At 54.6% G+C, this 13,208-nt stretch carries 11 protein-coding genes and 1 tRNA gene; 4 read left to right on the top strand and 8 right to left on the bottom strand.

Annotated features, from left to right (window positions below):
* Window positions 1–99 precede the first annotated feature (99 nt).
* From GOW48_RS12100 to GOW48_RS12070, 7 genes are all read right to left on the bottom strand, one after another.
* Window positions 100–1,386, bottom strand: a complete 1,287-nt coding sequence (locus tag GOW48_RS12100; RefSeq protein ID WP_170754073.1) for a dynamin family protein — start codon at window positions 1,384–1,386, stop codon at window positions 100–102.
* Complete coding sequence (locus GOW48_RS12095) at window positions 1,383–3,425, bottom strand: dynamin family protein (protein ID WP_170754063.1); 2,043 nt, start codon at window positions 3,423–3,425, stop codon at window positions 1,383–1,385. The genes GOW48_RS12100 and GOW48_RS12095 overlap by 4 nt, the downstream gene beginning before the upstream one ends.
* Before the next feature lie 67 nt (window positions 3,426–3,492).
* Window positions 3,493–4,338, bottom strand: a complete 846-nt coding sequence (locus GOW48_RS12090; RefSeq protein WP_170754054.1) for a hypothetical protein — start codon at window positions 4,336–4,338, stop codon at window positions 3,493–3,495.
* A gap of 23 nt (window positions 4,339–4,361) precedes the next feature.
* Entirely contained in the window at window positions 4,362–4,763 is a 402-nt protein-coding gene (locus GOW48_RS12085) for a hypothetical protein (protein WP_170754052.1), read from the bottom strand.
* Between the two features lie 32 nt (window positions 4,764–4,795).
* Window positions 4,796–6,499, bottom strand: a complete 1,704-nt coding sequence (locus GOW48_RS12080) for a dynamin family protein (RefSeq protein WP_170754050.1) — start codon at window positions 6,497–6,499, stop codon at window positions 4,796–4,798.
* A gap of 8 nt (window positions 6,500–6,507) precedes the next feature.
* Window positions 6,508–8,520: a dynamin family protein gene (locus GOW48_RS12075; protein ID WP_170754041.1), complete on the bottom strand. Its 2,013-nt coding sequence runs from the start codon at window positions 8,518–8,520 to the stop codon at window positions 6,508–6,510.
* A 3-nt stretch (window positions 8,521–8,523) separates the two neighbouring features.
* The gene (locus GOW48_RS12070; RefSeq protein ID WP_174821893.1) at window positions 8,524–8,931 is read right to left on the bottom strand and encodes a hypothetical protein; all 408 of its coding nucleotides are present in this window, start codon (window positions 8,929–8,931) and stop codon (window positions 8,524–8,526) included.
* A gap of 296 nt (window positions 8,932–9,227) precedes the next feature.
* On the opposite strand from GOW48_RS12070, the gene GOW48_RS12065 reads away from it, so the two are divergent.
* A tRNA-Leu gene (locus tag GOW48_RS12065) sits at window positions 9,228–9,312 on the top strand.
* A 26-nt stretch (window positions 9,313–9,338) separates the two neighbouring features.
* On the opposite strand, the gene GOW48_RS12060 is transcribed toward GOW48_RS12065, so the two are convergent.
* Window positions 9,339–9,590, bottom strand: a complete 252-nt coding sequence (locus GOW48_RS12060; protein WP_170754029.1) for a hypothetical protein — start codon at window positions 9,588–9,590, stop codon at window positions 9,339–9,341.
* Window positions 9,591–10,085: 495 nt separating this feature from the next.
* Here GOW48_RS12060 and GOW48_RS12055 point away from each other — a divergent pair, with 495 nt between their 5' ends.
* The 3 genes from GOW48_RS12055 to GOW48_RS12045 all read left to right on the top strand — a co-directional run bounded on the left by GOW48_RS12055 (window position 10,086) and on the right by GOW48_RS12045 (window position 13,177).
* On the top strand, window positions 10,086–10,337 hold the full coding sequence (locus tag GOW48_RS12055) for a hypothetical protein (RefSeq protein ID WP_170754027.1): 252 nt from the start codon (window positions 10,086–10,088) through the stop codon (window positions 10,335–10,337).
* A 324-nt stretch (window positions 10,338–10,661) separates the two neighbouring features.
* On the top strand, window positions 10,662–11,867 hold the full coding sequence (locus GOW48_RS12050; RefSeq protein WP_170754025.1) for a YcaO-like family protein: 1,206 nt from the start codon (window positions 10,662–10,664) through the stop codon (window positions 11,865–11,867).
* On the top strand, window positions 11,864–13,177 hold the full coding sequence (locus GOW48_RS12045) for a TfuA-like protein (RefSeq protein ID WP_170754023.1): 1,314 nt from the start codon (window positions 11,864–11,866) through the stop codon (window positions 13,175–13,177). Before GOW48_RS12050 ends, GOW48_RS12045 begins: the two co-directional genes overlap by 4 nt.
* Window positions 13,178–13,208: the final 31 nt, after the last annotated feature.

The following is a 13,208-nucleotide window of genomic DNA, read 5'->3' as shown; positions in this document are numbered from 1 at the left end:
CCGGTTTTGGAATGATTGTTCACTGATTCCGAAACAATGAACGCATGATTCTTGACACGACGAATCGCAGCTTAAAGGCACAATCCTAACGTGATTGCGTTAAGTGCCGGTACGCGGTTGTGATGACTCAACCCGGCTGCCTGCCCAAGCGAGGTTATCGCTGAGCTGGGCCAGAATACTGACCGCATCCTTCAAAGGCGCATCGCCGCTTTCAAATTGCAGCAGCAACAGCAAATCCGTGGCTTTTTCGAATTCAGCTGGAATCCAATCGGCCTGCGGATCTATTTCTCCGCCCTGTTCCAAACGTTCGGCGAAATCCTCGACGATTTCTTGGCAACTGGTCAAAAAGGCCGTGGGTTCAATTTCGGAGGATTCTCGCAAGTCCTCATAGATACTGGCAATCGCGGCAAGCCAGTCTTCAAGGATCGGATTTTCCAGCGGTGGCAGCGCGGATTCCAGGACCGCCTGCATCTTGGCTGTGTCAGGCTGCGCTGGTTCGGGTTCGTCAATATCCAGCGTTTGCAGATAGGGTAAAAAGTCGTTTTCAAGATCTCTTTGCGCAGCGGAGATGTCATGCTGGCGGCGGTTTGACGCGATTTCCAATACCTGTTCGGCCAAGTTCTGCCCGCCGCAAGTTTCCCAAAGGGCGAAGTCTGGTTCGGGTTCCTGCGCCATGGCCCGTACTGCCACCGGCGTACCAATTGGCACCACCGAACGGAACGTTTCGCCGTTTTCCTTGTTCAATCGCGCAAGGACCCGGTCCAGCGCATCACGGACAGGTGGCAAATCGGCATGCGTTACGGCAAGCAAACTGTTAGCGCGCAGTTCCTGAGGAACCTGGGACCACAGATGGCGCTCGGTCTCACGCCAGGCGTGGGTCCCGTTGGTACACCAGATCGCGCAATCGACGAATTTCAACAAATCCAGTGTTGGCTTGTAACTGTCGTCCAATGCGCCGGTTCCAGGCAAATCAAACAACGAAATCTCCTGCAGGGCAGGGGTGTTAATCCCCACAGAGATAAAATCTGGATTTTCCTGAGCCGCCTTTTCCAGCGCAATACCGGAATACACTTTGGGTTCTTTGCCCCACCACCCCACTGTCGTTTCAGGAGTTTCGGAATAGGCAACGATCACCAGCGGCAGTTTCAGATGCTGCGGGCCGGTCGGAAGAATGTCGGCACCCGCCAGCATATTGGCAAGGCTGGATTTCCCGGCACCGAATTCTCCGGCGAAGCCGATATTGACCGCATTCGAAAGGCGCTCGGCATGGGCCAATGCGCGATTGCGCATGTCGTCCAGCTTGGCGTCAGTGGGAAGGTCTTCAGTCGCGGTCAGAAAGTGCTCAAGCTTACGCACTTCCTTCTCGGTTCCCGGAAATTCGATCATTCAGCTGCCTCAGGTAAAGTCTCGTTCGCGGCGTCAGCTCCGAAAACGGTGTCCAGTTCATCTGCAACACGGCGGGCGTTGTTATACGCCTCTTGCGCTTCGGCCTTGGCATTTGTTTCGCTTGAACCAGAGCGACTTTCAAGGTGCCCTGCCAAAAGTGCCATGTAATGATCCAAAACTGTGTTCAACCGCTCAAGCAAGTCACTGCGAGCAGTGTCGACCAGGTCATCCCCGATCATTTCAAATTCCTGAACGATCATGTTCTCAGCGCGGGTAACAACGCTTTTACGCGAAATCAGGCGCGACAGCCATGTCACGCGCAGCTCAACCGTAATTCCGCGTGTCAGCGCCGTTGTGTCAGGCCGGAACCACCGTACAGCGCTTGTGTTCATTCGGTTGTCGGTCTGATCCTGCCAACCGGGCAGGGCGCGCAAGGCGGCGTTGCTTTGCATGTCGATCGCGTATAATTCACTGAGCATTCGCTGGCGAATAACCTGAGTGGCGCCTTGGACAAGTTCGCGCATACGATCGCGCAGCGGGCCGAAATTCAGTTCCGTCTCGCCGCCCTTCGCCAGCAAGGGTGAATCCCCATTGGGTCCACGCACCACATCCGATACCGCTTCGGCCACTGTATCGTCCATGACACCGCGCAGATTGGCTAGAACTTCATCCATTCCGTCGATGATCTCAGACGTCTTGTCAGCCACTTTCGCACGCAACCCGGCCAGAGTTTTGTCGTTGTCATCTTCGCTTTCGGGTTTGCCAGAAATTTCTTCCTCGATGGCCCGCAGATGCGCACGAGACCGTTCCAACTCTCCCTTGGCGAAACTGTCCAAGTGTTGCCATGCCATACGAAGCTGTTCATCGCGCGGGCCGTGGGTCAAAGCGCTGGTGACGTGGCGACGCAGATCGGGAAGCCCGGATGCGATCATCGCAGCAAACCTCAGGACGCCTTCGCGGCTGATCGGACCGGGACCTTGTTTGATTTCTTCAACGCCGTCCAGATATTGCTTCATCTGTTCGGGATGGGCGCGAAGCCATGCAAGGACGTGGTCATGGTTGACGCCAGTATCGTCGCCCGTAAGCGCGTAGTGGGCCCACTGCGCACTGCCCATCAGCACATCGATGTCCGAATTGCCAAGCGCCTTGTCCAGCCCATCTATTACGTCGGCGCGCACCTTGACGGCATCCTCTGCACCACCGCCCAACTCGTCCACGCGGTTGATAAAGACTACGATTTGACCCAGTTCGAGCGCCTGCATCAAGCGGAACAATTTCAGGTCCGCCCGTGACAAGGCTTGGTGCGCCGACAATACGACAACGAAAAAGTCTGATTCTTTAAGGTACTGGCGAGAGATTTCTTCGCGGATCAGAAGCGGGTCGTTTACTCCGGGTGTGTCCGTGACTGTCAGCGGAAAAGGAAAATGGCCGATGTCAAAATAGACCTCAGCCTTTCGGGTAATGTCGCTGTATAGACCGCGGTCCGAGCCGGGGTCATGGTTCCCGTCGTCAGTCGGGTCGTCGCCTGCACAAACGTACCGCGCCAAATCGTCGGTCGTCAGATTATCGAGGTCGTGGTGCTGACCCAACAGGTCCTTGTAACTCATACCCAGACGCAGTTTGGCGCGCGCTTTCATCGCATCAACCTGCTCTTCGATCATCTCGCGCTTATAACTGTCCTCGTCATCGGGGAACATATTGCGCAGCTCTTCACCTTCGGCGATCAGAGATTGCCACTGCCGGTTGTCAAAGAAATGAAACTCGGCCCCTCTGGTGCGGCCCGAAGGATGCCCGAAATGCATGTCGGTAATGACCGTCGTCCAAGGATTCACATCCGAAGGCAGAAACTCTGCCTGACCGGTGAACCCGTTAATCAGCCGCGATTTGCCCGCTTTGATCTGCCCGACAAAGGCAATAGAGGGCTTGAGATCCGTAAGATCAGCGACAATACGGGAAATAAACTGACGTGTTTCTTCGTTGCTTAGACCTTTCAGATCTTCGGCAACCCTTATTAATTCGCGACGTTGATTTTCACTCATAACATTTACCCTGGTTACTCGAACTCACAGATTGAATTCGCCGAAAATTTGAACGTTTCAGGCCCGGTCATCTGCCTGAGCCTGTTAGAGACTTCCACAAGTTTACCGCGGCACCCAGTTTGCGGCTTTCATGGATCACAATAGCGGTCTGTTGACCATCTTTGAGCGCGGCCAGCGCAGTTCCCTTGCCGCCGGCTGGTCGCATTACGATCAACTGAGGACCGCGATCGTCATTTGTAGAATCCTCGCTCCAACCGACTAGGTCTTTGACGAATTGTTCCAAAACGGTTTGGTCGGCGTAGGCTGGCTGCCCTGATGCACAAACGCCGTCGGTGTGGACGTCGAACTTATCCCCGATATGGATACGGCCAAGCGCGAAAGATGCCGCGCCGTCAAAGAACCCGCTCGTAAGTACAGACTGTTCGTCGGCTGGCACGTCGTCTGTAGCGGGCTCTGGCACGATTGAAACGATCGGTTCAGATGGCAGTTCGACCTGAAAACAGGCTTTCGATATCTCGCTGAAAGTGATGCCGACGTCGTCGGCTTCTAGCACGGCGTCTGGTTGCAACGATATCAAACTCAGCGGTCCAGGAGCTGACGCGATATCCGTAACGATTTCGGCCAGTTTCTTAGCCAGTGTATCACGCGGTTGGGTTTCGAAGTCAGGGGCGATCCCGGTTCGAACGCGAAATACATCCGTCACCCTAGAGCTGTTCACTTCGATAGCCAGGCAATCGCCATTTGCCGCTGTAAACTCCAGACGGCGCGGTAGTATCGTTCCCCGAATGGTGCGCAGGACCTGATCGCGCCGGGTCTGCGCTGAATCACCTGTCAACGTAACGGCGGGGTTCTGGCGTGCCACGGACGAACGTCCAATATCCTCGAGCAGGTCGAGTATTTCCGCATCCATCATACTTTGACCTCCTCTGGTCTCGCTCAAACCGCCGCCGTAACCGGCGCGAGGCTTAGATGTGATTTTGTTAGGGCCAAACCGATATTGGCGCTGCTGCGGCAGATGTAGCAGACAACGTGATCCGGGTACGCAGGAGTGCGCAGGAAGATATTGATCCGGTCGCCAGCCAATACCGCGATTTCGCCAAAGCCCTCTTCCTGTGTGTCTTCCGTTCCAGTACTGCGCAAAAGTGCCTCAAACCCACGGACACCGCGCCCCTGAAACAGGTTGGCAACAGCAATTGCCAGAGTGTCCAGAACACTCTGGTCTTGCGGGTCGGGCGCATGAGCACCCAGCAACATGCCCGTTTCCATATCGACATACCCGGCTGCGATGCAGTCGGGTATGGTCTCGGTGGCTGTGATCAAAGCGGCTTCGATTTTCATCTTACGTACTGCTTTTCTATTTCAGAAACCTGTTACAATACATGCCACTCGGCCCCGCCGTTTTTGTTTGCCTCAGGCAATGGTGTCACCGTGGATTTGGTGCCGCGCGCAAAGTGTTCCGCCGCGATCTGATCGTATTCGTCCAGGAAAGACATGAACTTTTTTTTCAAACCTTCGGCGTCCTGCGGCAGCTCCTCATCTTCAGAGATCTCGCGCCACATGGCGGCGGCGCTGAGAGGAGAGCCCGCGGGAGCGTTCAGTACATCCTCCAGTCGCTCCTTGTGGACCGGTGGTTCCGACCCGTTCGGCAGCGAAACGACCTGCATATCGATCAACCCCGAGGTCTCGGGTTCTGGCTCGAACTCTTCGCTATGTTTCGCCTGCTCGGCCATGAGCGCCGTGATAGAAGAAACCGATGTTTCAGCGGGTGTTTCTTCTGCAACTTCCCGAGTATTTTCCGTCTGTTCAGGTGTCGCCGACAGTTTATCTTCAAGCGAAACCATAAAGGTGTCGGAAACGTCTTCATCCTGTTCAGCGTTTTCAGCCGCGACCTCTGCGACTAAGTCTTCGTCTTCGAAGTCCTCTTCATCCAACAGGTCATACTCATCTTCGTCGGACGTGTTTAGCGGTGCATCGGTCAGATTCAGCGTAGGGCTCGGCGACTCGCGGAAGAAAGCGCGCAGATCGTCCTCTTCTTCCTGCGTGTCCGCAATCGGTGCCGCGTCAACTGTACTGGTGGTCATCTCGGCCCTCAGGCGATCTGCCTCATCGGGCTCGATACGAGGAGCGCGTTCACTGTCGTCAGCGCGCAATTCCACGCGGGCAGGGCGCACGGGGAAACTGGTGACAACTTCGTCGCGATCCAGTTCGAATGGATCGACTTCCGGGTTCACCAACTGCAATGGAGAAGACTGGTCCTGCTGAATCTCGTCAACACGATCATGCAACGCCATGGGAGATAGGCTGTCGTCAATCTGGTACCGCGCCAGAAGATCGGCGCGATGGTCCATGATCTGTTCCGTAATCTCAAGGAAGCTGTCGACCATCTTGCCGCCGCCGCTGCGTGCCCAAAGCTCGGCATCGCCGCTTTTGTCGCGTGCGGTAATTGCATCACGAGCCGAGAACAAGATCGAGCGATTGAACAGATGCCCGGCCTCGCGATTGACGCGGCGCAGGACTTTTTGCCGATCCTTGGGGCCCAACACGTCGGCACGCGTCACCAACAGTAACGAGTTATTCTGAAGCCGTTCTGGCAACGCCACCCATGTTGCGCGTTCGGTCTCGCGCCAGGCCTGGGTCGCGTGGGTACACCACAACACACCATTGGCCTGACCAACGGCGCGCCGCCAGACATCGTCCGAGATTTTGGGGTCCGAGATACCGGGCGTGTCAATTAGATCAACGGCCTCCAGAATGTCAGCTTCAAGGAAAATCCGAATGAACTGAGCATCGTTCACTCCGACGGTTTCCAGTTGATCCAACGTGATATCATCGCGCGAGCCATCGTCGCGCTGAACGTAAGCAGATTGATCGCCCCAGCTGAACCAAACCGGCGGCAGTTGAGTTGCCGTCACCTGCGTTGGCAGCGTGTGCGACCGCAGTAGAAAGTTCATCAAGGTGGATTTGCCGGCGCTGAATTCGCCCATAAGAGCGAAGATAGGTTTGCGGCGGGACCATTGCTCGACGCGTTCCCATGCCTTGGATGAAACGAAGCGGGTTTGTGAATCTTTTGCCATGTCGCTACTTATGCTGCCTCGTTGCTAAGATCTTTCAGGATATCGCCCAGGATATCGTCCCGCGATTTCTGGGGCGCCCCACCCGCCAACAGTGCTGCGTTTGGATTTGGAACGGCTTCGGCCGAGGCCGAAATGCTCAGCAATGTCTCTTTCTGCTCACGCAAGAAGTCTGAAAGAACAGCACGGACATTTTCCAACACTGCAGCAACCTGGTTTTCTTCGATGTCTTTGGTGATCGAATTCGCCTCGGAAGCTATCAACCGCGTATAGTCCGCAGCATAGGCTTCGAACCCTTTACGACGCTGCCACCAACGACGCCACCATGTGCTTTGCAAATCCAGTGCGATGGTCCGGCCAATTCCCAATGGGGGCGGGACCCGTGGCACGATGGGGGCTTCGATGGCAAACTCGCCTAGATGATTGCCCAAGAGCTTCTGATACAGGGCTTCGACATCCGAGGCCGCGGTTGAGTACAGCGAACCGGCTTCCTTGCGCATCGAGCGTGCAAAGCTGAAATAGGCTGCTTTTTGCAAGGTGCGTAATCCTGCCGGATCATATTGCCACGTGCCTTCTTCTCCATTCTGCTCGAGATGAGAGATCAAAGAGTCCGTTGCACGTTTGACAAAATTGGATTCCGCCGACTTCAGACGTTCGATCACTTTGTCACGTAGTGACGTGGTCAGTTCCGCCACTTTCTTTTCGTATTGTTCGGTGATCTTTGCGATTGCCTCTTCGGTCGACACACCATCCAGGTCTCGGACAATGCCGTCGCTATTAGACAGGCTCTTGGCGACTGCAGTGGCGCGGATTTGGCTTGCAATATTGCGCGCCCTGTGGCGGACGCGCTCGAGAAGGCGGTTGCCCGCCCCCTCCGCGATCCGTTCATTCATGGCCAGCAAAAGGTCTGGCAAGCCCGAAAGCGCCCAGATTTTGTCGAGTGAGGGTGCCTGATCGCCAAACCCGGCGGCCAGATAGAAAGTGTTCAAAGCCTCGCGCGATTCCTCGGTCAGGATATCGGGATTCCCGGTGATCGCTGCCTCGGCCCAGAGCGCGCTGCCAAAAACGACGCTGGTGTTGGCGTCGATGTTGTTTTGCTTGAGCGTGTCTTGGATGCGATCTCGGATTTCCGGAACCTGATTTACAGGGTCCGCCAGTTCGTCAATTCGGTTGACGAAAAGGATAATCTGGCGGTTTTCAAACTGCGCGATAATGCGCATCAGCGCCATATCCATAGTTGTCAACGCCTGGCTTGCAGCCAGAACGACAACGCAGACTTCGGACCCCCGCAGGCTGCGCAGAGTGATCTGCTCGCGCACCATGAATGTATCGTTCACGCCGGGTGTGTCACAGAGCTTCAACGAAATTGGGTACTGCGGAATGTCCATGAACAGGTCAGCGGACTTGGTGACGTCGGCAAATCGTCCGGTTTTCGGATTGATGTCCGGATCATCCTCATCACCCAGACAGACATAGCGCTGGATAAGCTCTTCGTCGAAGTAGTCGTATTGGTGGCTTTGCCCCAGGATCAGGTCGAAATGCTTGCCCAAGCGTTCTTCTGACTTATCCTTCATCTCGCCGATTTGACGGCGGATATCGTCCATTTCGTCGTCTGCCCCAGCACGATTTGCCAGTTCGCCCAAACGACCACCACCGATCATCAGGTTGTCCCATTCTTCCTGCTCGAAGAACGTGAACTTGGACCGTGTATCGCCTTCGGTCCGGGTGTTTATGTTCAACGTCGTGACCACCGAGGTCCACGGGTTTACATCAGAGGGCAACAGGGCAGGGCGCCCGGCCAAAATGTTGACAATCGAAGACTTGCCCGCCTTAACCTGACCAACCAACGTAACGCTGGCAGTGAAATTTTCGATTTTAGTTTTCAGCGTGGCAAGCCGGGCGGTCGAGCGCGCGTCTGCCACCTCAGTCAGCTGGTCGATCTGCGTCGTCAGCGCGGACATGGCCGACGTCATAGGCGTCAGAGCTTCGTTGCCAACGGACAAAAGATGGTCATTGCGCGCCATAGTTCAGCCTCCGGTTCCGGTCGCGGCGATATGGTGTGGGACCTGATCGGGCTGGGTGCTGGTCAGCGTATCGATGCGTGCGATCAGGTTCAAAGCATTCCCCAGTATCGCCGCTTCGTCGACAGGGGTGATTGTTTCATAGGCTCCGGAATCGGCAAGCACTTCGATCGAGCTGAAACACTCACTGTTTTCCAGGCAGGCAAGACGACGGCCGGTCGGGAAACCTGCGGATTTGGTCTTAGGCAGAGGCATCCGGGAATTGGCTAACAGGTAGTGGCCACCCGAATGGGTCCGCAATGAGATACCAAACCCTGTGTCGGGATGATCTTTGGTCAGGGTTTTGAGTTCACCAAGAAAACTTTCGCGTGCAAGACCAACGGCGTCTTGCTCGGTAGCAGCAGAGTTCATCATGTTGGTCACAGTTACGACCCTTTTGTTGAAGTTGAGCTGGAAACTCGTATGTGGCCCAAAGGCAAAAAGACTCGGTAAGTCCTCAGCCCCCATCAACTACTGGCAAGGCGGTGTTATTTTGACGCGAATAAGATTTTTTGGCGTTTGAATTGTGGCGCAAATGTGGTGCGTGCATTTCGTGCGTAGGATTCTTTGAAAATCGTGGAATAAACCTTTGCTCTGGATGAAATTCCCTCTCGCACTTGCTTTCAAGCTTTGCTATTCACCCGATCACTCTGACAGGTTCTGTCTAGGATGCGGGTGTGGCGAAATTGGTAGACGCACCAGATTTAGGTTCTGGCGCCGCAAGGCGTGGGGGTTCAAGTCCCTCCACCCGCACCAAGTATAAATTGTAATCATTAATTAAATTAGTGTTTGTATAGTTTTGGCCCCCACTGTCGCCCCAGCTTTTCACACGCTAGGGGCTGAAAAACGGCGTCGATTTCTTCCACGTAATAGATCGGCCGGGCGCCGGCATGCGCGAAATGCGGCTTAATGAGATTCGCTTTCACCATCTCATGGAATTTGCGTCTGCCGAATGGCCAGTGGGTTGACCTAATGGCTTGAGTGCCTGCATCGAACTTAGCTTCGTCTGTGACTATCGGTGTCTGAATCGTCATCCTTCCCCTCCTGTGTTGGCTAGGGCGGCATCCATCGCCTTAGCGGCTCAAATGGTGGAGGGGCAGGGCGAATGAAGGACTTTGCCGAAGTTGTTGCCTCCTGGCCCACAGAGCTGGCAAAACTGGACCGCAGGGATCGCGCCATGATGACTACAAGGGCCTGTTTTGTGCTTGGTGATACCGAAAATTGGCTAAGGTCTCAGAACGTCCTTGCGCGCCTGTTGTCCGAAGAAGATTTGGCAGGATTGGCTTACATTTGCCTCAGATCGTTACCCACTGAGACCGCGTATGACGTAGCAGAAAGAGCCAACGGACACCACAGCGACTGGTTCCGCCATTGGACCTCAAGGTGCGTCAGAAGCGCTGAGTATCACGCTTCTATGGGCAGCTGGTGCCTCTGATACAGAGCTAAAGGCCGCAGCAATGGTTGCTGTAAAAAATGGCTCCAAGATCTCGTGGCGGCTTTGTGGGCTGGCTTAGAAAGAAGGGGCTGCTATGAACGCAAAGCACCAGATTTTGAACATGGCCGAAAGGTTGGCAACAACCAATGCTCAGGGTGTCGAGCGAGCTTTGGTAAAGAAAATGCTCGTCGGTTTGAGACGGGTTTTACCTGTTGCGGACAGGCAGCAATTCGACGGCAGGGCCGATATCAACTACTCCTGCGACTTTGTCGGGTGGGACAAGCGGTTACCGATTCCGATGACCTTGACCTGGAAAAAGTGGCCCGCCATTGGGGCCGTACGATGAGCCAGAAACTCGCTCATATCAAATCGACCCGAACTGTCCCATTGGCGCTGACATCAGACAGACACTCACATAGACTGAGCTCTGTTTGGGCCCATCCTCGTTTCAGTTGCTTTGAGCAAGGTAGGGTATTTGTGGCGACCCTAGTTTAGGACGTGTTCGCTTCCTCTCGCCAGATAGGCTTAATGATAGTTATGTTAAAAATCGTGACAACTCTGCTTGGCTCTACGTGTTACTGTTGACCGCTGATCTTTGATCAACCATCGTGTTTCATATTGATTTCAACATCATGTTAAACACCTGATTGGTTTGTTCTGGGTTCGTCTCATGTCCTTAAACTCACAGAAAAAATACATTTTGGACACGCATCGGGCGCGTGACCCTGAACAAACGCTCAGCTTGGTCAAGCCACACCTGAAGGCGATGGGTATTACGCGAGTGGCCAACCTGACAGGTCTGGATCGAATAGGCTTGCCGACGGTTATGGTGACGCGACCAAACTCTCGGTCGGTTGCAGTGTCTTTAGGAAAAGGCTTGTCGCTTAGCGCGGCCCGGGCTTCAGGCGTCATGGAGGCGATCGAGTCCTGGCATGCAGAACAGATTCAACTTCCGCAACAGTTGGCCCGTTACAATGATCTGATCCGGCGGGCCTTTATTATTGACATTGACGCCCTGCCCCGTGTGGCCGGAGGGCGTTTCGATCCAGATCAAGCTATTATGTGGGTTCAGGGCCATGAACTGAATACACAGTTAGACTGTTGGGTTCCTTTAGAGATGGTAGACACGGATTACACCAGTGCCCCAGTTGGAGGGCATTGCGCTTTTCCAAGAACCACCAATGGGCTGGCGTCTGGAAATACGGTGACCGAAGCAAGTTGCCATGCAATCTGTGAAGTGATTGAGAGAGACGCGACAACCCTCTGGCATCATATGGTAAATCCACATCGGATAGATGTCAGGACAATTGAAGACGACCGATGCCAACAGGCTCTGAACATGATCTCACATGCGGGGTTGGAGATTGGTCTTTGGGACACGACGTCTGATGTTGGCATCGCTTGTTTTCGCTGTGTGATCTGCGAACCAGAAGGTAAGACCGGCCATATTGGCATCGGAGATGGGTGTCACCCGGATCGTGCGATTGCACTTTTGCGCGCGGTGACCGAAGCTGCGCAGACACGTCTGACCTATATCTCTGGGGCACGGGATGATTTGGATCCGTCAGAGTTTACTGATCAGGCAAAAATTGATCGGAGCGCTTTTGTACAGAACCTGATCAAAGAAACCTCTCCGCTGCAGGATTTTTCAGAGTGCGCCACCTACTCAACCGATTCATTTGACGAAGATATAGAGTTGTTACTGAACCGTTTGCGCGAGGTTGGACTTGCTCAAACAGTAGTCGTCAATCTGTCTCGCTCAGAATTGGATATTTCGGTTGTCAGGGCGATTATTCCCGGTCTTGAGGCCCCGCATGATGACCCCGATTATGTTCCGGGGCGCCGTGCGAACGCTGTTGGCGGTGCCCAGGCATGAGTGTCGTTGTATTTGTCGGCCCCACTCTGCCCCATGAAAGGATAGCAGAGTATTTGGAGGCCACGATACTCCCTCCGGTTCGGCAGGGGGATGTTTATCGGGCCGCGCGCGACCGACCAAATGCTATCGGGATTATCGACGGATATTTCGAAGGGGTGCCGTCGGTTTGGCACAAGGAAATTCTTTGGGCTATGGAGCAGGGTATACCAGTCTTCGGAAGCGCCAGTATGGGTGCGCTCAGGGCTGCAGAGCTGTCGGACATGGGAATGATCGGTGTCGGGCAGATTTTCGAAGACTACCGCGCGGATGTTTTGCAGGACGATGATGAAGTTGCCGTCCTGCATGGACCAGCAGAGCTTGGATATCCTGCGCTTAGTGTCCCGATGGTGTCGGTGCGTGCGACGGTGGCAAAGGCGGTGGCCGACGGGCTGGTGTCTTTGGCGAATGCTGATGAAATGCTAGGCGTGGCAAAAAGCATTCATTACCAGCAAAGAAGCTGGGAAAGTATCTGCCAGGCCCTCAGTCATCTTAAGGGTATCGCCGACTTCCAAGCTTGGGTGCAAACCGGGCAGGTCGATGCGAAGGCTGAGGACGCTTGTGCAATGCTTCGACAGATGGCCGAACACTTGGCCAGATCTACCCCATCATTAGAAAACCCAATTCGAATGGAAAGGACGCTGGTTTGGAAGGGGTTGCGCGCCCGGGTTGATGGAGAAACAACCTACGGTCACGCGGTGTTGGATGAATTGCGCCTGAACCCTCAGCTTTTTTCCAGATTGCGCGAACGCGCCGCGCTAAGCCTATTGGCGCAGGAAGCGGATGTGCGTCCTGGAAACTCGCTAGACCGAGACGCGGTCATGCGCCAAATGTCGCTCCACCGGGCCAGCGTGGGTCTGCCACGTCATTCCGATTTAATGCGGTGGCTCGATGACAACGATCTAAGTCTTGATAGCTACGAGGCCATGCTGATCGATAATACTCGAATTGAAGGGGCGATTGCCGATAGAAAAAACCGGATTGAGGTTCAGCTCATTTCTGAACTATGCCGTGCCGGCCGTTATGCCGAGTTTCGCGACCGGGCAAAAGAAAAGGCAGCCTTATCCCTCTCGACCAGCCAAATGGCGAACGCCGAAAGGTTGTCGATGGTGTTGTGGTATTTTGAAACAATACTTGACCGGGACATACCGGATGATTTTGACTCATACGCAGTTTCATTGGGACTTCCCGATCGGGATGCCTTGTTCGATTTGATAGAAGCCGAGTTTTTATTTTGCCATAGGACCGATAGCTCGTCGCCTTCTGGCGCGTGACGGACCAGCGAACCAAGCGGGAGGGCGCATT

The organism is Ruegeria lacuscaerulensis, assembly GCF_013033355.1.
Classification (GTDB): domain Bacteria; phylum Pseudomonadota; class Alphaproteobacteria; order Rhodobacterales; family Rhodobacteraceae; genus Ruegeria; species Ruegeria lacuscaerulensis_A.
This window is presented reverse-complemented; position numbering and strand designations above follow the sequence as displayed.